This is a genomic window from Pseudomonas fluorescens group sp. PF-69 (assembly GCF_054481235.1).
In genome coordinates this window covers 252,129-274,181 of sequence record NZ_JBTMNC010000001.1, presented here as the reverse complement: position 1 = coordinate 274,181, position 22,053 = coordinate 252,129, and the positions used below count along the sequence as shown (strand labels likewise).

The 22,053-nt window shown below is 60.9% G+C and carries 18 protein-coding genes; 2 read left to right on the top strand and 16 right to left on the bottom strand.

Annotated features, from left to right (window positions below):
- Nucleotides 1-612: 612 nt before the first annotated feature.
- The 7 genes from aauR to ACX3YF_RS01280 all read right to left on the bottom strand — a co-directional run bounded on the left by aauR (nt 613) and on the right by ACX3YF_RS01280 (nt 9,174).
- Nucleotides 613-1,941: a two-component response regulator AauR gene (gene aauR / locus ACX3YF_RS01310; protein ID WP_458973307.1), complete on the bottom strand. Its 1,329-nt coding sequence runs from the start codon at nt 1,939-1,941 to the stop codon at nt 613-615.
- On the bottom strand, nt 1,938-3,839 hold the full coding sequence (gene aauS, locus ACX3YF_RS01305; protein ID WP_458973306.1) for a two-component sensor histidine kinase AauS: 1,902 nt from the start codon (nt 3,837-3,839) through the stop codon (nt 1,938-1,940). The genes aauR and aauS overlap by 4 nt, the downstream gene beginning before the upstream one ends.
- Nucleotides 3,840-3,999: 160 nt before the next feature.
- The gene (locus tag ACX3YF_RS01300; RefSeq protein WP_090316758.1) at nt 4,000-4,734 is read right to left on the bottom strand and encodes an amino acid ABC transporter ATP-binding protein; all 735 of its coding nucleotides are present in this window, start codon (nt 4,732-4,734) and stop codon (nt 4,000-4,002) included.
- Entirely contained in the window at nt 4,731-5,402 is a 672-nt protein-coding gene (locus ACX3YF_RS01295; RefSeq protein ID WP_090316762.1) for an amino acid ABC transporter permease, read from the bottom strand. Before ACX3YF_RS01295 ends, ACX3YF_RS01300 begins: the two co-directional genes overlap by 4 nt.
- Entirely contained in the window at nt 5,402-6,148 is a 747-nt protein-coding gene (locus ACX3YF_RS01290) for an amino acid ABC transporter permease (RefSeq protein ID WP_196587119.1), read from the bottom strand. Before ACX3YF_RS01290 ends, ACX3YF_RS01295 begins: the two co-directional genes overlap by 1 nt.
- A gap of 210 nt (nt 6,149-6,358) precedes the next feature.
- Nucleotides 6,359-7,273: a glutamate/aspartate ABC transporter substrate-binding protein gene (locus ACX3YF_RS01285; protein ID WP_130211049.1), complete on the bottom strand. Its 915-nt coding sequence runs from the start codon at nt 7,271-7,273 to the stop codon at nt 6,359-6,361.
- 275 nt (nt 7,274-7,548) lie between these two features.
- A complete protein-coding gene (locus tag ACX3YF_RS01280) occupies nt 7,549-9,174 on the bottom strand; it encodes a glucan biosynthesis protein D (protein ID WP_458973305.1) in 1,626 nt (541 codons plus the stop codon).
- A 413-nt stretch (nt 9,175-9,587) separates the two neighbouring features.
- Between ACX3YF_RS01280 and ACX3YF_RS01275 the strand changes: the two genes are divergently transcribed.
- On the top strand, nt 9,588-9,773 hold the full coding sequence (locus tag ACX3YF_RS01275; RefSeq protein WP_047538299.1) for a hypothetical protein: 186 nt from the start codon (nt 9,588-9,590) through the stop codon (nt 9,771-9,773).
- 56 nt (nt 9,774-9,829) lie between these two features.
- On the opposite strand, the gene ACX3YF_RS01270 is transcribed toward ACX3YF_RS01275, so the two are convergent.
- From ACX3YF_RS01270 to ACX3YF_RS01230, 9 genes are all read right to left on the bottom strand, one after another.
- On the bottom strand, nt 9,830-10,339 hold the full coding sequence (locus tag ACX3YF_RS01270; protein ID WP_130211051.1) for a BRO-N domain-containing protein: 510 nt from the start codon (nt 10,337-10,339) through the stop codon (nt 9,830-9,832).
- A gap of 452 nt (nt 10,340-10,791) precedes the next feature.
- A complete protein-coding gene (locus ACX3YF_RS01265; protein WP_458973304.1) occupies nt 10,792-12,276 on the bottom strand; it encodes an APC family permease in 1,485 nt (494 codons plus the stop codon).
- Between the two features lie 226 nt (nt 12,277-12,502).
- Entirely contained in the window at nt 12,503-13,927 is a 1,425-nt protein-coding gene (locus tag ACX3YF_RS01260) for a gamma-aminobutyraldehyde dehydrogenase (RefSeq protein ID WP_130211053.1), read from the bottom strand.
- Nucleotides 13,928-14,086: 159 nt separating this feature from the next.
- Nucleotides 14,087-14,896, bottom strand: a complete 810-nt coding sequence (locus ACX3YF_RS01255) for an ABC transporter permease (protein ID WP_090467391.1) — start codon at nt 14,894-14,896, stop codon at nt 14,087-14,089.
- The gene (locus ACX3YF_RS01250) at nt 14,886-15,833 is read right to left on the bottom strand and encodes an ABC transporter permease (protein ID WP_090467393.1); all 948 of its coding nucleotides are present in this window, start codon (nt 15,831-15,833) and stop codon (nt 14,886-14,888) included. The genes ACX3YF_RS01255 and ACX3YF_RS01250 overlap by 11 nt, the downstream gene beginning before the upstream one ends.
- A gap of 1 nt (nt 15,834) precedes the next feature.
- Nucleotides 15,835-16,872 (bottom strand): ABC transporter ATP-binding protein, encoded by a 1,038-nt coding sequence (locus tag ACX3YF_RS01245; RefSeq protein WP_130211055.1) that lies wholly within the window; start codon nt 16,870-16,872, stop codon nt 15,835-15,837.
- Nucleotides 16,873-17,088: 216 nt separating this feature from the next.
- Nucleotides 17,089-18,240 carry a putative ABC transporter substrate-binding protein YdcS gene (gene ydcS, locus ACX3YF_RS01240; protein WP_449104798.1) on the bottom strand — a complete coding sequence of 384 codons (1,152 nt, stop codon included), beginning with the start codon at nt 18,238-18,240 and terminating at the stop codon, nt 17,089-17,091.
- A gap of 143 nt (nt 18,241-18,383) precedes the next feature.
- Nucleotides 18,384-19,871, bottom strand: a complete 1,488-nt coding sequence (locus ACX3YF_RS01235) for a gamma-aminobutyraldehyde dehydrogenase (RefSeq protein WP_130211057.1) — start codon at nt 19,869-19,871, stop codon at nt 18,384-18,386.
- 99 nt (nt 19,872-19,970) lie between these two features.
- Nucleotides 19,971-20,885, bottom strand: a complete 915-nt coding sequence (locus ACX3YF_RS01230; RefSeq protein WP_130211058.1) for a LysR family transcriptional regulator — start codon at nt 20,883-20,885, stop codon at nt 19,971-19,973.
- Nucleotides 20,886-21,080: 195 nt separating this feature from the next.
- Between ACX3YF_RS01230 and ACX3YF_RS01225 the strand changes: the two genes are divergently transcribed.
- A complete protein-coding gene (locus ACX3YF_RS01225) occupies nt 21,081-21,761 on the top strand; it encodes a tellurite resistance TerB family protein (RefSeq protein ID WP_130211059.1) in 681 nt (226 codons plus the stop codon).
- Nucleotides 21,762-22,053: the final 292 nt, after the last annotated feature.

Sequence of the window (22,053 nt, the reverse complement as noted above, 5' to 3'; positions counted from 1 at the left end):
ACTGCCTGGAAAAACCCATCGCCTGCATATTCATCGCGAGCAAGCCCGCGAAGGGGGCGGTACATTCAGCATCGATGTCGCCTGACACACCGCCTTCGCTGGCAAGCCAGCTCCCACAGAATCTGGTGCTTTCACGGACTCGGCGTACATCCACGAACACTGTGGGAGCGGGCTTGCCCGCGAAGGGGGCGGCACATTCAGCATCGATGTCGCCTGATACACCGCCTTCGCTGGCAAGCCAGCTCCCACAGGATTTGGTGCGTTCACGGACTCGGCGTACATCCACGAACACTGTGGGAGCGGGCTTGCCCGCGAAGGGGGCGGTACATTCAGCATCGATGTCGCCTGACACACCGCCTTCGCTGGCAAGCCAGCTCCCACAGGATTTGGTGCGTTCACGGACTCGGCGTACATCCACGAACACTGTAGGAGCGAGCCTGCTCGCGATGGACGTTAACGATGACGCAGGCTGCCTGGAAAAACCCATCGCCTGCATATTCATCGCGAGCAAGGCTCACTCCCACAGGAGGGCAGGTGTGAAGGCGAACCAGCACGGTCGTCGCCATCAGCTTCGTCACCGCCGCGCCAGTGTTGCCTTGAGCCTCAAATCCATCAGTGGCTCAACCCGTACTTCTTCACTTTGTCGAACAGGGTGGTCTTGGCCATGCCCAGTTCCTGGCTGGCCTGGGTCAGGTTGCCGCCGCTGCGTTGCAAGGCATCGCTGAGCAGGTTGCGTTCGAAGGCTTCCACCGCTTCGGCAAAGGCCAGGCCCTGATTGCCGGCGCTGGCGCCGGGTTTCTTGAAGGCAGGCAGACCCAGGGCAAAGCGTTCGGCGACGTTGCGCAGTTCGCGCACGTTGCCCGGCCAGTCGTGGCTCATCAGGTTCGACAGGGTCTGGTTATCCAGTTCCGGCGCGGCACGGTCAAAGCGCAGGGACGACTGCTGAAGGAAATGCTCGAACAATTGCAGGATGTCTTCGCGACGTTCGCGCAAGGGCGGCAGTTCCAGGGTGACCACGTTGAGGCGGTAATACAGGTCGCTGCGAAATTCGCCGGCCTTGCTCGACTCGTCGAGGTCGGACTTGGTCGCGGCGATCACCCGGCAATCGACCGCCACGCTCTGGTTCGAACCGAGTCGTTCGAGGGTGCGCTCCTGCAACACCCGCAGCAGTTTGATCTGCAAGGGCAGGGGCATGCTTTCCACTTCGTCGAGGAACAGCGTGCCGCCGTCGGCGTGCTCGATCTTGCCGATGCGCCGCTTGCCCGCGCCGGTGAAGGCGTTGGCTTCGTGACCGAAGATTTCACTTTCGAACAGGTTTTCCGGCAGGCCGCCGCAGTTCAAGGCGACGAACTGTTTGATGTGTCGGCGGCTGAAATCATGCAGGCAACGGGCAACCAGTTCCTTGCCGGTGCCGGTTTCGCCTTCGATCAGCACGTTGGCCGAGGTGTCGGCGACGTTGGCGATCAATTCGCGCAGATTCTGCATGGCCGGCGAGCGACCGATGATCCGGCCTTCGAGGGAATCGCGTTCGGCCAGTTGCCGACGCAACGACGTCACCTCTCGCGCCAGGCTGCGTTGTTCCAGGGCGCGGCGGGCCACGTCCACCAGGCGCTCCGGGGAAAAGGGTTTTTCCATGAAGTCGTAGGCGCCTTTCTGCATCGCGCCGACAGCCATGGAGATGTCGCCATGACCGGTGATCAGCACCACAGGCAGGCTGCGGTCGCGGGCCTTGAGCCGGTTCAACAGTTCCAGGCCATCGATGCCCGGCAGGCGAATGTCGCTGATGACGATGCCGGCAAAGTTGTCGCCGACCCGCTCCAGGGCTTCTTCGGCGCTGCCTACGCCGATACAGGGAATGTCTTCCAGGGTCAGCGCCTGCTGGCAGCCGAGCAGCACATGGGGGTCGTCTTCGACGATCAGCACACTAAGGTCGTTGTTCATATGGGCTCGGCGGGAGTGGGGCTTACCAACGGTAAACCGAGGACGAAAGCGGTACCACCGCTGGCGGGGTGTTCGACGCCCAGGTGGCCGCCGGTGGCGGCGGCCAGGCTCGCGGAAAGCGTCAGGCCCAGGCCCAGCCCCTGCTCGCCGGGTTTGGTGGTGAAGAAGGGTTCGAACAGGTGCTTGCGCGCTTCGGCGTCGATGCCATGGCCGTTGTCCCTGACGCGCAGTCGATACTTGCCCTCGAACACTTCACCCTCGAGCCACAACTCGGGTTGCGGTTGCGCCTGCATGGCATCGAGGGCGTTGCCGATCAGGTTGACCAGGATCTGCTCCAGGCGGGTCTGGTCGATCTGCAGTTGTACGTCGTCGAAATGCCGGTGCAGTTGCAAATGGGCGTTTTCCACGCGACTGCCGAGCAACTGCAAGGCGGCTTCCACGGCTTTGCCGAGGCACGCCTGGCCCTTGTCGTCACCGCGTCGGGCGAAGGCGCGCAGGCTCGCGGTGATCCGCCCCATGCGGTCGATCAGTTCATTGATGGTCTTGAGGTTGGTGCTGGCCACATCCAGCTGACCACGCTCCAGAAAGCGTACGGTGTTGCCGGACAGGGTGCGCAGCGCCGCCAGCGGCTGGTTCAATTCGTGGGCGATGCTGGTGGACATCTGGCCGATGGCGGCGAGTTTCCCGGCCTGCACCAGTTCATCCTGGGCGCGGCGCAAGGTCTCTTCGGCGTGACGCCGTTCACGGATCTGCCCCTTGAGCCGTTCGTTGCTGGCACGCAGGTCGACGGTGCGTTCGGTAATCCGACGCTCCAGTTGACTGTTGGCTTCCTGCAGGGCCTCGCGGGCGGCCAGGCGTGTGGAAATCACCTTGCGCCGTTCGTTCCAGGCGATCAGCAGGAACGCCACGAGGGCGAAGGCCACCGCCACCAGAATGCCCTGATTGATCGCTTCGCGACGCAGATCCTGCAGTGGCGTCAGCAGGGTGAAATTCCATGGGGTATCGCTTAATGGCCGGGTCTGGGCCAGATAGCTGATGTTTTCTTCGTCGGTGTCCAGTTCGCTGTTGGCGGGAAAGGTCAGTTTTTCCACGCCTTCGGACAGGGTTTCCCGGGCCAGGGGTTGCAGTTCGTTCAATGGGAACCAGTAGTACTGCAGGCTGCGGGCCAGTTTTTCCTTGGTTTCTTCGCTCAGCGGCACCACGGATTTGAGGCGCCGCGCCGGGTCGCTGGACAGAATGATGATGCCGTTCTCGTCGCTGACGAAGGCTTCCAGGCGCGCCCGCTGCCAGCGCTCTTCCATGGCTTCAAGACGAACCTTGACCACCGCGACGCCGATGATCTTGCCGTGCTCTTCCAGGCCATGGGCCAGGTAGTAGCCGGGTTCGCCGTTGGTGCTGCCGATGCCATAGAATCGCCCCGGCTGGCCGCGTACGGCGTTCTGGAAATAGGCCCGGAAGGACAGGTCCTCCCCCAGGTAACTGTCGACATCGCGCCAATTGCTGGTGGCCATGACCCGACCGGTGGTGTCCATCACATAGATGGCCCGACTGCGGCTGCGCCGGTTCAGGCCTTCAAGGTAATCATTGACCGTTTGCCGGTGCTCCGGGGTCGGGTCGGCCAGCAACTGCGAAACACTGGATTCGAGTTCCAGCAGGCTGGGCAGGTAGGTGTATTTGCTGATTTCGCTCTCGACGGCGCGGGCGTGCAACTCCAGCTGACGCTGGCCGTTCTCGCCCAGGCTGCGGATGCCGTAGTGCTCACTGATCCAGAAGCCGACGTAGCCCAATCCGATCATCAGCGCGATGATCAGTGGCGGCAGGAACAAATGACGAATCAGACGGGGTTTCACGGCGAGTGATGGCGGCGGGGCGCGATAGGGGGTGGGGTCGCATTTCATCACAGATGCCTTGGGTCAACCAGCGCTTGCCTGAACACTGTATGAGCGAGCCTGCTCGCGATGGTCGTCAACGATGACGCGTTCATTCTGAATGTACGCGGTGTCTTTGAATTCATCGCGAGCAGGCTCGCCCCTACAGATGGCGGGGCGAGCGTGGGTTTTAGTGCTGCAGAATCTTGTTCAGGAAGTGCTGCGTACGCTCGGCACGGTGGTTGATGTCGCCGAAGAACTCTTCTTTCTTGCAGTCTTCGATGATCTTGCCGGCGTCCATGAAGATCACCCGGTCGGCGACCTTGCGGGCGAAGCCCATTTCGTGGGTCACGCACATCATGGTCATGCCTTCGTGGGCCAGTTGCACCATCACGTCGAGCACTTCGTTGACCATTTCCGGGTCCAGCGCCGAGGTCGGTTCGTCGAACAGCATGACGATCGGGTCCATTGCCAGCGCCCGGGCAATCGCCACGCGCTGCTGCTGACCACCGGACAGTTGGCCAGGGTGCTTGTGGGCGTGGGCCGAGAGACCGACGCGCTCAAGCAATTGCAGGCCTTTCTTGGTGGCTTCTTCCTTGCTGCGACCCAATACCTTGATCTGCGCAATGGTCAGGTTTTCGGTGATGGTCAGGTGCGGGAACAGCTCGAAGTGCTGGAACACCATGCCCACGCGGGAACGCAGTTTCGGCAGGTTGGTCTTCGGGTCGGCGATGGACGTGCCGTCGACCACGATGTCACCTTTCTGGAACGGTTCCAGGGCGTTGACGCATTTGATCAGGGTCGATTTGCCCGAGCCGGACGGCCCGCACACCACGATCACTTCGCCTTTTTTGACCTCGGTGCTGCAGTCAGTCAGTACCTGGAAGTCGCCATACCACTTGTTGACATTCTTGATAGAGATCATACGGCAAACCTTTTTTGCAGACGCTTGACCAGCTGCGAGGCGGCAAAGCTGATGATGAAGTACACGAGACCTGCGAAGATCAGGAACTCATTGGAACGGCCAATGATGTCGCCACTGGCGCGCGAGGCATTGAGGAAGTCCACCAGGCCCACCGCATAAACCAGCGACGTGTCCTGGAACAGGATGATGCTCTGCTGCAGCAACAGCGGGGTCATCTTGCGGAACGCCTGCGGCAGGATGATCAGGCGCATCATCTGGCCATAGGTCATGCCCAGCGCCTGGGCAGCGCCCATCTGGCCCTTGGGAATCGACTGCACGCCGGCCCGGACGATTTCGCAGAAGTACGCCGCTTCGAACATCATGAAGGCCACGATGCACGAGGCGAACGCGCCGATCGGGGTGTCTTCGCCGGTGATCCAGCGCAGCACGAACGGCACCGCCAGGTAGAACCAGGTGATCACCAGCAGCAGCGGGATCGAGCGGAAGTAGTTGACGTAGGCACCGGCCAGGTTCGACAGCAGTTTGCTGTGGGACAGACGGCACAGCGCCAGGAGGGTGCCGAGGATGATCCCGCCGATGACGCCCAGCGCCATCAGTTGCAGGGTCATGATCATGCCGTTCCACAAGCCCGGCAGGGACGGGATGATGCCCGAGAAGTCGAGTTCCATTATTTACCCCCCACGGAGATCAGGCCCGGTACGGCGACTTTCTTCTCGACCAGACGCATCAGCAACATCAGGCTCATGTTCAGGGTGAAGTAAATGAGCGTTGCCAGGGTGAAGGCTTCGAACAGGTTGGCGGAGAACTCGGCGGTCTGTTTGGTCTGCGCCAGCAGCTCCATCAGGCCGATCAACGAGGCCACGGAGGTGTTCTTGAAGACGTTCAGGAATTCCGAGGTGAGCGGCGGAATGATGATCCGGTAAGCCTGCGGCAGCAGCACGTTCCAGTAGATCTGCGGCAGCTTGAAGCCCATGGCGCGAGCCGCGGATTCCTGGCCTTTGGGCAGGGCCTGGATGCCGGTGCGCACTTGTTCGCAGACGCGAGCGGTGGTGAACAGGCCCAGGCAGACGACGACGCTGAGGAAGGCCGAGGTCGTCGGGTTCAGGTCCTGCTTGTACCAGTCTTGCAGGTTCTGCGGCAGCAGGTCCGGCACCAGGAAGTACCAGATGAACAGCTGAACCAGCAGCGGCACGTTACGGAAGAGCTCGACGTAGCAGGTGGCGATGCCCGATACGATGCGGTTCGGCACGGTACGCATGACACCCAGGATCGAGCCCAGTGTCAGGGCGATGATCCAGGCCACGATGGCGATGGCGATGGTCCAGCCCAGACCGGCGATGTACCAGTCGAGATAAGTCTCGCTGCCCACGCCGGTGGACTTGAAGAACACGCTCCAGTCCCAGTTGTAATTCATTAGGGTCTCCCCTCGGATTCGATCGATGTACAAGTACCCGCCTGGGGAAAGCTCCGTTCCCGCCCGATCGGGTGACACACAGGTCAGTTCGATCAGGCACACACGATCGGCTCGACAGCCACCGGTTCGAGTGTTTCCAGAAATGCCAGCAGGGAATGACAACCTCCCGAAAGGGCCGCGGCCCTCTCAGGAGATAAGGTTAGTCAGAAATCAGGATTTCTTGTCGTCAGCCGCTTTGTCGGTCGGATGGGCGATCAGGGCCTTGAGCTCGTCGCTCATCGGGAAGTTCAGGTTCAGGCCTTTAGGCGGGATTGGCTGCATGAACCATTTGTCGTAGATCGTGTTGATCTCGCCCGAAGCGTAGGTGGCCTTGATGGCGTCATCCACGGCTTTCTTGAACGGCTCGTCGCCCTTGCGCACCATGCAGCCGTAGATTTCGTAGGACTGTGGAGTACCGGTCACGGCCCAGTCTTCCGCCTTCTTGGCCTTGGCGGCCTCACCGGCCAGCAGTGCGTCGTCCATCATGAACGCCACGGCACGGCCCGATTCCAGCATCTGGAAGGATTCGCCGTGGTCTTTGGCGGAGATGACGTTCATGCCCATTTGCTTGTCGGCGTTCATCGACTTGAGGATGCGCTCGGACGTGGTACCGGCGGTGGTCACGACGTTCTTGCCTTTGAGGTCATCGAAGTCCTTGTACGCCGAGCCTTTCTTGGTCAGCAGACGAGTACCGATTTCGAAGATGCCAACGGAGAAGTCAACTTGCTGCTGACGCTCGACGTTGTTGGTGGTGGAACCGCACTCCAGGTCCACGGTGCCGTTCTGCACCAGCGGGATACGGGTTTGCGAAGTGACCAGGTTGTATTTGACTTGCAGGTTAGGCAGGTCCAGGTCTTTTTTGATGGCTTCGACGATTTTCAGCTGAATATCGTGGGAGTAGCCGACCGGTTTGCCGGAAGCGTCTGCAATGTAGGAAAACGGAATGGAAGCGTCACGATGCCCGAGGGTGATCACACCGGACTCTTTGATCTTCTTCAGGGTGCCGGTGAGTTCGGCGGCGAAAACTGGCGTGCTGATCAGAGCGGCAGCAATGGCTGCGCCCAGGATATGGGGAACGATGCGCATCAAATTTTCCTCGACATTGTTTTTTTTATGGAGCCAGTTGATCGGCCCTTTTTGTGCTGCGGATGCCTGAGCTCCTGAAGTGTTGGCACCGCAGGCATTCGTCGAAGAAGTGTAGAGCATGACTCATGCCAGGCCAGGCTGAATGAGTTAAGTAATTGATTTATAAGGAGATTAAATTTATTTTCCGCGTTTTTCAGCGTTGAATAATCCGGTTAACCGAACCGACCGGCAGGTCGCGTTCGGAAAACCGAATGGTGAGAGGGCGCAACCCGTCATCAGGTGTATTTGCGCTTGTCCGGCGCTGGCGGGAAGTACTGGTATAACCAGGTTTCACTCAACGTGCGGTCATGGGTGCGGATGAACAGGCGCAGTTCCACGGGATCCACGCTGTCGTTGGTCGGGTACCAGTCGAACGTGATGCGGTAGCCCTTGATCTCATCGAGCACCAGCACGTTGAAGTCCTTGACCTGGCCATTCGAGCAGGTCACCACCGGCTCGATGCCCGTGCCTTCCGGCAAGCGGTCCAGGCCGCCACCGGTGAAGTCCACCGCGAAACGCCGGGCCCAAACTTCCGGGTAATGCTCACCCGGTGCCCAGCCTTCGGTGAAACCACCCATGCCCGAACGTGTTGCGTTGACCCGCGCCAGTGGTGTGCCCACCGGCGGCAGGGCGCTCCAGTAGAGCTTGTAGCCGTAGTTCAGCGAATCACCGGGCGCCACCGGTTTTTTCGGGGTCCAGAACGCGACGATGTTGTCGAGCGTCTCACCGGTCGTAGGAATTTCCAGCAGATCGATGGAGCCTTCACCCCACGCGGTGGTCGGTTCGACCCACAGGCTCGGCCGGCGGCTGTACCAGTCGACGGTGTCCTGATAACTGGCGAACTCGTGATCGGTCTGCACCAGGCCGAAACCCTTCGGATCCTTGTCGGCGAAGGCGTTGAATTGCAGGATGGCCGGGTTGTTCAGCGGGCGGCAGATCCACTCGCCGTTGCCGCGCCACATCGCCAGGCGATCGGAGTCGTGGATCTGCGGGTGAATGGTGTCGCACATGCGGCGTTCGTGGGTGCCGCAGCTGAACATGCTGGTCATCGGTGCAATGCCCAGTTGTTCGATGGCGGTCCGTGCATTGACGTTGGCATCGACCTCCATCACCACGCGCTCGGCCTGGCAGTCGATGTCAAAGCGGTAGGCACCGGTGGCGCTCGGCGAGTCGAGCAGGGCATAGACCACGAAGCGGGTGCTGTCCTTGTCCGGCGTCTCGAACCAGAACTTGGTGAAGTCGGGGAATTCTTCACGCTTTTTGGCGTAGGTATCGATCGCCAGACCGCGGGCCGACAAACCGTACTGACCAGTGGCGTCCACCGCGCGGAAGTAACTGGCGCCCAGGAACGACACCACATCGTGCTTGTCCAGCTCCGGCGCCTTGAACAGCTTGAAGCCGGAGAAACCCAGGTCGCCGGTCAGTTGCTTGGTATCGACCGTGGTGTTCTCGTAGTTGAACAGCGACGGGCGGAAATGCACTTCACGGGCCATGCGGGTTTTCGGATCGACGCTGTACATGCGCACCGGCTGCTTGAAACCCATGCCGACGTGGAAAAACTGCACATCCAGCTGACCGTTCAATTCATTCCACAGGGAATGATTGCCGTCGTAGCGGATCGCGTTGAAATTCTGCGGGGTCATGGTCGCCAGGGTCGGTGGCAACACTTGCTTGGTGTCCTGATAGCGATGGCTGGCCAGTTGCTTGGCCTGCACTTTCAACGACTCGAAATCGAAGGCCTGGGCTTCACCATCGGCAGCCCCGGTGGCGGCCCAGGCGCGGGCGGCAAGCAGGCCAGTGGCGGACAGACCGGTGTAGGCAGCGATGGCCATGGAGGCTTTGAGCAAATTCCTGCGGTGCATAAATACAACCTGTCGTGAACAATCCCGCGCCGTTCCTGGCACGTGCTGGATCAGAAATAAGGGTTCGGACATGCCTTCGGCCAAACGCAACGGACTTTAAACAGATGCCGAATAGCTTAAACCGTTCGATGGCGGAGCAAAATTGATTGATGGCACGACGCTAGCGCGGCAATGAAACAAGACATGTCGGGAAACATTTCCGACAGTGCCGTCTGATTTAGAGGGCATTTCTGCTTTTTTCGACTAATTACTCTAAAAACCGCTTTTCAGCGTCCGGATTATTTCTATTCTGTGGGCATGACCGGTTTATGCCCTTCGGGCCGGTGCGATTCAGTCGGCACGAGAAGGCTGCTGAAAAGGGTAGGGCGATGCGGTTTCTGAAGTTTTCTTTGACGTAGAGAAGGACATCGTCCATGTCGAAAGTACAAGGCATCACCGAACTACTGGGAATCTTTCCGTGCCTGGGCAGCGGGCGACGAAGGCGCCGGCTCAATTCCGAAGAGATGAAACTGGTGGAGCGCTATCGCGAATTGTCGGAGAGCGACCGGATTGCGATGAGGTATCTGGTGGATGCGATGCGTAGTGTTTCGAGGTTTTAGGTAAGAAATTCAAAGGGGCGGACTATGAAGTTCGCCCTTTTGCCAATCGAATCGATTCAGCGGGTTCCGGCTATAGGGAACGGTCGTTGTACTTGCATCAACTCAGGCATGTCCCGCCACTTGATCCAGGCGTGATGTTGGTAGTGCAGCAGAGGCACCGAAACTCCGGCCCAATTCAAGGCGCTCAGGCTTGGCAGGTTTTCCGAAGACGATGCCTGCGCATTGCGCAACAGGGGCACGACTTCGTTGCTCAACCATTGCCTGAGGTAGCGGTTTTCCGGGATGAAATGGTGAACCAGCAATGCATACATGCCCGATTCGCTGACCATCAATGCATCGACGACCTTGCCGTCCTTGAGCAAACAAACGCTGCGACGCTGATCGGGGTCCAGCTTCTGGATGAGGCGTTCGTTCAATGGTTGACCCATCAGGCGGCCAAGGTCCTGAACGCAGAACCAGGCTTGATGGTCCTGGATGAAGGCGTGGAGGAAACGGTTGTGGCGGGTGAAGACGGTAGGAATGAAGCTGGGATAAGTGTCAGACGGATTTGACGCGTGTTTGTGCATTGTTCGACTCCATGTTGAAAAGGAGCCGCCACGAATCCTTCGACAGATTGGGGTGGCGGACCGTGCGGCGTTCGAAGTCGGAACATTCTCGATCAACATGGAAGCCGAGAGGCCCGCGCCACACGGCCCGCCATAACGCGAAACTGAAAGGCAAAAAAATGCCCCAGCTCGTATGGGGGCGCGGATGCGCCATGTTGATATGTTCCGGCTTCGACTCCGGGTCGCTGATTGTGCAGCGACGGGACAAAGCCTATCGGTCAGGCGCTCGCGGCGCCAAGTCTACTCTGGCGACGCGTGATGTAGGAATCGCGGGTTTTTCATGAAGGTCGCATCTGTAAGAGCAGAACCGCCTTCAGGGCTCATGCCGTTCAGTTAAGGACGAACACTTGACCTGTGGCGAGGGAGCAAGCTCCTTCGCCACAGGTTGGTTTTCGATCGAGGGGCAAATACGGTTACCGACCCACCTTCCAGGCATCCCCGGCAGGCGCGGTACCGTGGTCGTACGGCTTGGCGATCCACATGTACAGCAGGCCCAGGCCAATGACGATGGCGGTGCTCAGGACCATGGCGTAGTTGATGTACCACGCCGCATCCGGGGTACGTGGCCAGGCCATGTTGACGATGGCGCCAATGCCATAGGTCAGTGCGCCGATGTTCACCAGCCAGCCCCAGGCACCGAGGGTGAATTTGCCGCTCGGTTTCCAGCCTTTGAGGCGAGCAAACAGTGCCGCGAGCACGATCATCTGGAACGCCAGGTAGATGCCGATGGCGGCGAAGCTGACGATGGTGGCGACGGCGTCCTGCAGGAAGAAGCCGAGGATGATGATCAGGGCCGGCAGGACACCGGACACGAACAGTGCGGCAACCGGAACCTGGGTCGTAGGAGAAATCTTCTTCAGCAGTCGGCTGCCGATCACCATCTCGTCACGGGCATAGGAATACAGCAGACGGCTCGCCGCCGCTTGCAGGCTGATGACGCAGGAGATGAAGGAAATCATGACCACACCCATCACCACTTTCGAACCCACGGGGCCGAAGGCGTTGTTGAGGATGGTGGTGACCGGGTCCTTGTCGGTGCCGTTGATCACTGCTTGCATGTCTGGCACGGCGAGGATCAGCGCCAGGCAGGCGAACATCGCGGCGATGCCACCGATGTAGATGGTCATGCGCATGGCCACCGGGATTTTCTTGCTCGGGTTCGGCGTTTCTTCGGCGACGTCGCCACAGGCCTCGAAGCCGTAGTACAGGAACATCCCCGCCAGCGACGCGGTGAGGAAGGCGGGCAGGTACGAGCCATCGACGCTGATGTCGAAGGTGTTGAACAACACGCTGAGCGGCTGATGGCGTTCGAACACCAACAGGTAGACACCGACGATCACCGCGCCGATCAGTTCGCAGAGGAAGCCGAACATGGCAATGCGCGCCAGCGTTTTGGTGCCGCTGAGGTTGATCAGCGTGGCGAACAGCGTCAGGAACAGGGCAATGACGATGTTGGTGTTGTTGTTCGGTTCAAAGCCCATCATGGCGGCCAGGTAGGGACCTGCACCCACGGCAACGGCAGCGATGGTCACGCACAGGGCGATGGAGTAGATCCAGCCGACCATCCACGCCCAGCGCTTGCCCACCAAACGACGGGCCCAGGGGTACACGCCACCGGAAATCGGGAACTGCGACACCACTTCACCGAAGATCAGACACACCAGCAACTGGCCGCAACCGACCAGCAGGTAGGCCCAGAACATCGGTGGGCCGCCGGCGGCGAGGCACAGGCCGAAGAGGGTATAAACCCCGACGACCGGGGAAAGATAAGTGAAGCCCAGGGCGAAGTTTTCCCACAGGCTCATGCTGCGGTTGAAGTTGGACGTATAACCCAGTTTACGTAGCTGCTCGGCGTCGCTATCGATAACGCCGGCAGAGAGTTCGGGTGATGCACTCATAGTGTTTGCTCCGGAAAATCGGCAGATTTCGGATGTCCGAAGCCGTGGCGGGGCCATGGCGGCTCAGCCCGGATCGGTGGTTATTGTTTTGACTTCTTTGGTGTGGAGCCTGGTGGTGCTTAGTGCCGGTTTCTACCTTGAAGCCGGAGTGACACAATCGCCAGCAGGCTGGCTCCCACAGGGAAACGCATTCCAAACTGTGGGAGCCAGCCTGCTGGCGATGCTTTTAGTGCTTGAACATCACATGGCGCACGACGGTGTAATCCTCAAGGCCATACATGGACATGTCCTTGCCGTAGCCGGACAGTTTCTGGCCGCCGTGAGGCATTTCGCTGACCAGCATGAAGTGGGTGTTGACCCAGGTGCAGCCGTACTGCAGGCGCGCCGACAGGCGATGGGCGCGACCGACGTCGGCGGTCCACACCGACGATGCCAGGCCGTAGTCCGAATCGTTGGCCCAGCCCAATACCTGCGCTTCATCGGTGAACTTGGTCACCGACACCACCGGCCCGAACACTTCGCGACGGACGATTTCGTCGTCCTGCCGGGCATCGGCCAGCACCGTCGGTTCGAAGAAGAAACCATTGCCGTCCACGGCTTTGCCGCCTGTGATCAAGCGGATGTGCGGCTGCGCCACGGCGCGCTCGACGAACCCGGCCACGCGGTCGCGGTGCTGCGCGGTGATCAATGGACCGAGCTCGGTCGATGGATCATCCTGCAAACCGTACTTAATGCTGCTGACGGCCGCGCCGAGCTTCTCGACAAACTTGTCGTAGATGCCTTCCTGCGCATAGATGCGGCAGGCCGCGGTGCAGTCTTGCCCGGCGTTGTAGAAGCCGAAGGTGCGAATGCCTTCCACCGCGGCGTCGATATCGGCGTCGTCGAAAATGATCACCGGGGCCTTGCCGCCCAGTTCCATGTGCATGCGTTTGACGCTGTCGGCGGTGCTGGAAATGATGTTCGAGCCGGTGGCGATCGAGCCGGTCAGCGACACCATGCGCACTTTCGGGTGGGTGACCAGTGGGCTACCGACCGTAGGACCGCGACCGAACACCAGGTTGAGTACGCCGGCCGGGAAAATGTCCGACGCCAGTTGTGCCAGGCGCAATGCGGTCAGCGGCGTTTGTTCCGATGGCTTGAGCACCACGGTGTTGCCGGCGGCGAGGGCCGGGGCGATTTTCCAGGCGACCATCATCAGCGGGTAGTTCCACGGCGCGATGGAGGCGATCACGCCCACCGGGTCGCGGCGGATCATCGAGGTGTGGCCCGGCAGGTATTCGCCCCCGGCCGAACCGCTCATGCAGCGGCTGGCGCCGGCGAAGAAACGGAACACGTCGGCAATCGCCGGAATCTCGTCGTTCAGCGCAGCGCTGTAAGGCTTGCCGCAGTTGTCCGATTCCAGTTTGGCCAGCTCTTCGCCATGGGCTTCGATGGCGTCAGCCAGTTTGAGCAGCAGCAGCGAGCGCTCTTTCGGCGGGGTTTGCGACCAGCTGTCAAACGCGGCATCGGCGGCGCGCACGGCGGCATCGACCTGGGCTTCGCTGGCTTCGTTGATTTCCACCAGCACGCGGCCCAGCGACGGGTTGAACACGGGTTGGGCAGGGCCTTCGCCATTGACGAGCTGGCCGTTGATCAAGAGTTGGGTTTGCATGGTTTGTCCTCTTCAAAGCAGTTCTTGTTTTGAAACCGGCCCCTGTGGGAGCGAGCCTGCTCGCGAAAGCGGTGCGTCAGCCAGCATCAATGCTCAACGTGATGGCGTCTTCGCGAGCAGGCTCGCTCCCACAGGGGGTAGTCGTTGTCGATGAGATATTTACTTACCGCCGCTACCTGCCACGCTTTCACCGCCACGGGTCAGGTAATAGGCACCGAGGATCGGCAGCATGGTCACTATCATCACCAGCATCGCGACGACGTTGGTCACCGGTACGTCCCGAGGGCGGCTGAGCTGGTTGAGCAGCCACAGCGGCAGGGTGCGTTCATGGCCGGCGGTGAAGGTGGTGACGATGATTTCGTCGAACGACAGGGCGAAGGCGAGCATGCCGCCGGCCAGCAACGCCGAGCCGAGGTTCGGCAGGACGATGTAGCGGAAGGTCTGCCAGCCGTCGGCACCGAGGTCCATCGAGGCCTCGATCAAGCTGTGCGAGGTGCGACGCAAGCGGGCGATGACGTTGTTGTAGACGATCACCACACAGAAGGTCGCGTGACCGACGATGATGGTGAACATCCCCGGCTCGATGCCCAGCGTCTTGAAGGTCGCCAGCAGCGCGATACCGGTGATGATCCCGGGCAGGGCGATCGGCAGGATCAGCATCAGCGAGATGCCTTGCTTGCCGAAGAAATCCCGGCGGTACAGTGCCGCCGAGGCCAGCGTGCCGAGGACCATGGCGATCAGCGTGGCAATCGAGGCGATCTGCAGCGACAGCTTGATGGCCTCCAGTACGTCAGGGCGTGAGAACGCCACGCCTATCCACTTCAGGGTGAAACCCTTGGGCGGAAAGCTGAACGCCGCGTCTTCGGTGTTGAAGGCGTACAGGAAGATGATCAGGATCGGGAAGTGCAAGAACACCAACCCGCCCCAGGCCGCGATTTTCAGCCCTATTGAAGCCTTTTCAGAGTGCATCGAAGGCCCCCAGACGTTTGACGATGGACAGGTAAATGGCGATCAGCACGATCGGCACCAGGGTGAAGGCCGCCGCCATCGGCATGTTGCCGATCGCGCCTTGTTGCGCGTACACCATGCTGCCGACGAAGTAACCCGGCGGGCCGACCAGTTGCGGCACGATGAAGTCACCGAGGGTCAGCGAGAAGGTGAAGATGGAGCCGGCGGCGATGCCCGGAATCGACAGCGGCAGAATCACTTGCATGAACGTCTGGCGCGGCTTGGCGCCGAGGTCGGCGGACGCTTGCAGCAGCGACGGCGGCAGGCGTTCCAGCGACGCCTGGATCGGCAGGATCATGAACGGCAGCCAGATATAGACGAACACCATGAAGCGCCCCAGGTGCGAGGTCGACAAGGTGCTGCCGCCCACGCCGGGAATGCCCAGCACGAACTGCAGAACCGGTTCCAGGCCCAGGTGCTGCACGAACCACTGCGCCACGCCGCCCTTGGCCAGCAGCAACGTCCAGGCATAGGCCTTGACGATGTAGCTGGCCCACATCGGCATCATCACCGCGATGTAGAAAAACGCCTTGGTCTTGCCGGTGGTGTAGCGCGCCATGTAGTAGGCGATCGGAAACGCAACGATGGCGCTGGCGATCGACACCACGATGGCCATGCTCAGGGTGCGCAGGATGATGTCGAAGTTCGATGGCTGGAACAGCGCGGCGAAGTTCGCCAGGGTCAGTTCCGGCGTGACCGCCATGGTGAAGTCATCGAAGGTGTAGAAACCCTGCCACAGCAAGGTCAGCAACGAGCCCAGGTAGATCGCGCCGAACCACAGCAGCGGCGGCACCAGCAGCAGCGACAGGTACAGGTTCGGCCGGCGATACAGCAGGTTGGAAAACCTGCGCAACGGCGAGCCGCCCGACGGGTTTTGAGAGAGGGCCAAGGTGTTCATGTCACACCCCGCCTGCAACGGTGTCGAACAGCGGGACCATGGCTTCGCGTGCCCAGCGTGCGCTGATGCGTTGCCCGGTCTGGTGCTGGGCGCTGACGTCCAGCCACTGATTGTTGGCCTGGCTGATGTTCAGGGTCTGGCCGTTTTCCAGCTTCAGTTCATAGCGGGTGGCGCTGCCCTGGTACTGGATGTCGTGCAGCAAGCCGCTGACTTCGATCTCGTGTGCGGCCAGCGGCCCTTCGGCGAAACGCACGTGTTCCGGGCGAATCGAAAACGGCTGGGGATTGCCGCTCAACTGTTTCGCCAGGTCGCCGCGAATCACGTTGGAGGTGCCGACGAATTCGGCGACGAAAGTGGTCGCCGGTTTCATGTAGAGATTGCGCGGGCTGTCGACTTGTTCGATGCGACCCTTGTTGAACACAGCGACGCGATCGGACATGGACAGCGCTTCGGTCTGGTCGTGGGTGACGAAGATGAAGGTGATGCCGAGCTGGCGTTGCAGTTTCTTCAGTTCGCCTTGCATTTGCTCGCGCAGCTTGAGGTCCAGCGCGCCGAGGGGTTCGTCCAGCAGCAGCACGCGCGGACGGTTGACCAGGGCGCGGGCCAGGGCTACGCGCTGGCGCTGGCCACCGGAGAGCTGCACCGGTTTGCGCTCGCCATAGCCGCCGAGGGCGACCATGTCGAGGGCTTCTTCGGCGCGTTTGAGGCGTTCGGCCTTGCCGACGCCTTTGACCTTCAAGCCGTAGGCGACGTTGTCGCGAACGTTCATGTGCGGGAACAGCGCGTAATCCTGGAACACGGTGTTCACGTCACGCTGGTACGGCGGGAGCCCGGCGGCTTCCTCGCCATGAATCCGGATAGAGCCCGCGCTCGGTTGTTCGAAACCGGCGATCAGGCGCAGACAGGTGGTTTTGCCCGAGCCGGAAGGCCCCAGCATGGAGAAAAACTCGCCGTCCTGGATGTCGATGGAAACCCGGTCAACGGCTTTCACTTCGCCGAACTGACGGGAAACGTTGGTGAACTGGACTGCAAGCGTCATGGTGCGGTGCTCCAAAAAGGCGCGGGCCGTCGCAGCGGCCCTGCCTGGACTTCTGAAAAATCTGAATCTTTTATCTGCAAGCCGAATGCGGTAGTGGCAACGGCGATGATCAAGTGTGGGAGCGAGCCTGCTCGCGATGGCGGTGTTTCAGGCAACAGCGATGTTGACTGTACCGGCCTCATCGCGAGCAGGCTCGCTCCCACAGGGTGGTGTGTGTCAGCGGCCGCCCATGATCGCGATGTAGTCCTGGGTCCAGCGGCTGTACGGCACGAATTTGCCGCCTTCAGCCTGCGGGGTTTTCCAGAAGGCGATCTTGTCGAACTGGTCGAAACCGTTGGTTTTGCAGCCTTCGGCGCCGAGCAGTTCGCTCTCCTTGCACGCCGCAGGCACTGCTGGCAGCGAACCGAACCATGCCGCCACGTCACCCTGTACTTTCGGTTGCAGCGACCAGTCCATCCACTTGTAGGCGCAGTTCGGGTGTTTGGCCTCGGTATGCATCATGGTGGTGTCGGCCCAACCGGTGGCGCCTTCTTTAGGGATAGTCGAAGCGATCGGTTGTTTCTCGTTCACCAGACCGTTGACCTGATACGGCCAGGCACCGGACGCGACCACGCCTTCGTTTTTGAAGTCGCTCATTTGTACGGTGGTGTCGTGCCAGTAGCGGTGGATCAGCGGCTGCTGGGCGCGCAACAGATCGAGCACCGCCTTGTATTGCGCTTCGGTCAGTTCGTAGGGGTTCTGGATGCCCAGTTCCGGTTGGGCGCTTTTCAGGTACAGCGCCGCGTCGGCGATGTAGATCGGGCCGTCATAGGCCTGCACGCGGCCCTTGTTCGGTTTGCCGTCCGGCAGATTTTGCGCATTGAACAACACGCCCCAGCTGTCAGGCGCGGTCTTGAACACGTTGGTGTTGTACATCAGTACGTTCGGACCCCACTGATACGGGGTGCCGTAGGTCTGCTTGTTGACCACGTACCACGGCGCATCTTTCAGGCGCGGGTCGATGTTCTTCCAGTTCGGGATCAACGAGGTGTTGATCGGCTGAACACGCTTGCCGACGATCAGACGCAGCGAGGCGTCGCCGGACGCGGTGACCAGGTCGTAACCACCCTTGGCCATCAGGCTGACCATCTCGTCGGAGGTCGCGGCGGTCTTCACGTTGACCTTGCAGCCGGTTTCCTTCTCGAAACCCGTCACCCAGTCGTAGGCTTTGTCGCTTTCGCCACGTTCGATGTAGCCAGGCCAGGCCACGATATCCAATTGGCCTTCGCCGGCCCCGACAGCTTTCAGCGGCTCTGCGGCCTGGACACTGGCACTGGCCAGCAGCGCGGTGGTGATTGCACTGAGCAGTGCGGTCTTGTGCACGAACATGGGAAATCCCTCTTTTTCAAATTATGGTCGGGGCAGTGGGTTCGGTAATGCGTACTGCTAATTGTTGTTGTTAGCGTAGCTGCAAGTTTCAAGCGTCAAGCCGCAAGAAAACGCAGGCCTGCACCTGAGGTGCAGCGTGTGGCTCAAAACTCCCGGCCATGCCGGGCCATGATGTGCCGCACCACGCTGTAGTCCTGGAGCGAATCGCTGGACAGGTCCTTGCCGTAGCCGGAGCGCTTCAGGCCACCATGGGGCATCTCGCTGACCAGCATGAAATGGCTGTTGATCCAGGTGCAGCCGTACTGCAATCGCGCGGCGACCTGCATCGCCTTGTCGAGGTTCTGGGTCCAGACCGACGACGCCAGGCCGTATTCCGAATCGTTGGCCCAATCCACCGCTTGCTCCAGCTCATCGAAGCGGGTCACGGTGACCACCGGCCCGAACACTTCGCGCTGAACGATTTCGTCGCCCTGTTTGCAACCGGACAGCAGGGTCGGCTGGTAATAGAAACCGGCGCCGGAATGCACGGCGGCACCGGTCACCCGTTCGATGTGCGGTTGACTGAGGGCGCGTTCGACGAAACTGGCCACGCGGTCGCGTTGGCGAGTGCTGATCAGCGGGCCGAGTTCGTTGTCGGCATCGCGTTTGCCGGCAAAGCGCAGGCTGCTGACCGCTGCGCCGAGTTCGGCCACCAAGCGATCGTGAATGCCCTTCTGCGCGTAAATCCGGCAGGCGGCGGTGCAGTCCTGGCCAGCGTTGTAGTAGCCGTAGGCGCGCACACCGTCGACCACCGCCTGAATGTCGGCATCGTTGCAGACGATCACCGGCGCCTTGCCACCGAGTTCGAGGTGGGTGCGCTTGAGGGTTTTTGCTGCGGCCTGGAGGATTTTTTGCCCGGTGACGATATCGCCGGTCAGCGACACCATGCGCACTTTCGGGTGGCTGACCAAATGGCTGCCAACGCCTTCACCGCCACCGCAGATGATGTTGATCACGCCGCGCGGCAGAATCTCGGCCAGCGCAGGCGCCAGGGCCAGGATCGACAGCGGCGTGTGTTCGGACGGTTTGAACACCAGCGTGTTGCCGGCGGCCAGGGCCGGGGCGATTTTCCAGGCGGCCATCATGATCGGGTAGTTCCACGGCGCAATGGACGCCACGACCCCGATGGGATCGCGCCGTACCATGCTGGTGTAGCCCGGCAGGTATTCGCCGCTGAGTTGTCCGGTCTGGCAGCGCACGGCACCGGCGAAGAAACGGAACACGTCCACCGTCGCGCTCAAGTCATCCTGGCGGGCCAGGTGCAACGGCTTGCCGCAGTTCAGGGATTCGAGGCGGGCGAGCAGGTCGGCGTTTTTTTCAATGGCGTTGGCGATGTCCAGCAACAGGTTCGAGCGCTGCTGCGGAGTGGTCCGCGACCAACTGGCGAAGGCGCGGTGGGCGGCGAGGATGGCGGCTTCGACTTGTTCGGTGCTGGCTTCGGCGATCTGCGTCAGGACTTCGCCTGTGGCCGGGTTGAGAATCGGCTCGACAACGCCCTGGCCCGCGACCAATTCGCCATCGATCAACAAGGCGGTAAACAACGGGGTCTGCGCGCCAGCCATTTTTCGGATTCTCTTTTCTTGTGTGGCCATGCTGCTCCCTGTGACTGGGGCCGGCCGTCTTATAGATGAAGCAAGACTAGTGCGCGGACCCGAGGTCGACAAATACTAAATACTGAAGGTGGCGTTCGATTAAATAGATGGCTTGCGTCCACCGTGGGGTTGCTCGCGGGCGACGGTCAGGAACGGGTCCACCAGCGCCGGGCGCGCCGTACCCCGTCGCCACGCCAGGCCGACGTCGAGGGTCTGGCTGAGGTCGGCAATCGGCCGCGCTTCGATGATGTCGCCTTCCAGCGACCACGGGCGGTAGGTCATGTCAGGCTGAATGGATACGCCCAGGCCCGCGGCCACCAGGCTTCGCACGGCTTCGGTCGAGGCGCTGCGCAAGGTGATGCGCGGTTGCAGCGAGGCGGCCGACCACATGCGTTGGGCGTTGCGGTCCATTTCATCGACGTTCAGCTGAATCAACGGCTCGCGGGCGACATCGGCCAGGTTAATGCTGTCGTGTTCCAGCAGCGGGTGCTGGGCCGGTAGCCAGAGCCGATGGGGCGAATGGGTCAGCACCTCGGTTTGCAGGGCGTGGCGGTCTTCGAGGTTGGACAGAATCAGTACGCCGACATCGATCTCGCCGCTGACCAGCAAATGTTCGATGTACGGGCGCTCGTCTTCCATCACGCGGATTTCGACGTTGGGGTAGGCGCGCTGGAAGCGGGTGAGCAAGTCCGCCAGGTAATAACCGGCCACCAGGCTGGTCACCCCGATGATCAACTGGCCGGCGACCTGGTCGGTGCTTTGTTGCAGGCTGCGTTTGGCGTTGTCCACAGTGGCCAGGATCAGGTGTGCCTGGCGCAGGAATTGATGGCCCTGGTGGGTCAGGGTCATGCCTTTGGCGTGACGGCTGAACAGGCTGACGCCGATTTCCTCCTCCAACTGCTGGATGGCCAGGGTCAGGGTGGACTGGGAAATGAAGGCGGCTTGTGCGGCGGCGGAGATCGAGCCGGTCTCGGCCACGGCGATGAAATGGCGGATCTGACGCAAGGTCATCATGGGAAACGTACCCGGTGAGCGGTTTTTATCGATTTGTCCGAGTGTATATCTAAAAAACCGAAACTGGCTGCATGCTTCAAGCGGTCAGTGAAAGCAGCAGAGCAACATCTGGAAGCACTCTGCCTGGCAGTCGTCGGGCACTTTCGAACTAGGCTGGGGCCTCAAATCCGGTTACACCTTTTATGGAGGCGGAAAATGAATACCCGTGGATTGCTCGATCAGCTACTCAAATCTGGCCAGGACTTGTTGCAGAACAAGGGGGGCGGCGCGCAGAACAAGGCTTCCGGTGGCTTGGGCGGGCTGCTTTCGGGCGCTGGCGGCGGTGCGCTGGCCGCAGGCGCCATGGGGTTGCTGCTGGGTAGCAAGAAAGCCCGCAAAGTCGGAGGCAAGGTGGCGGTGTACGGTGGTCTCGCGGCGCTGGGGGTACTGGCTTACAAGGCATATGGCAACTGGCAGGCGGGGCAGGGCACGGCACCGAAGCGTGAGCCGCAAACCCTCGACCGTTTACCGACGGCGCAAGTCGAGCAACACAGCCAGGCGATTCTCACGGCCCTGGTGGCGGCGGCCAAGGCCGACGGTCATATCGACGAGCGCGAACGCGAGTTGATCGAAGGTGAGTTCACCCGGCTGGATAACGATCAGGCGCTTGCGCACTGGTTGCACGCCGAACTCAACAAACCCCTGGACCCGGCCGATGTCGCCCGCGCCGCCAGCACCCCGGAAATGGCCGCCGAGATGTACATCGCCAGTGTGATGCTGGTGGATGAGGAGAGCTTCATGGAGAAGTCCTATCTCGATGAACTGGCGCGACAGCTCAAGCTTGAGCCGGGGTTGAAGGTGGAATTGGAGAAACAGGTTCGTCAGGCTTCGATCTAGACCTTCCACAAGTATTCGCTGGCAAGCCAGCGCCTGCAGAATTGACGCGGTTGGGGGCAGTTGAGGTTTTCCCCGGACCTGTAGGCGCGGGCATGCTGGCGAAGCCCATTCGGCAACGACGACTTCACTCATGGCCGAATCACGGCCTCTTTCTTCCGAAACGCCACTGGTCAGTTTCCTGAGCAATGGCGGAAAGTCCCGGTCCAGAGCGAGTCCTGCCTTTTATGGCGAGATGTGAGGTGGTGCACAAGCGTCTTATAAATGAAACACCGCCCTCGGCTATACTCCCCCA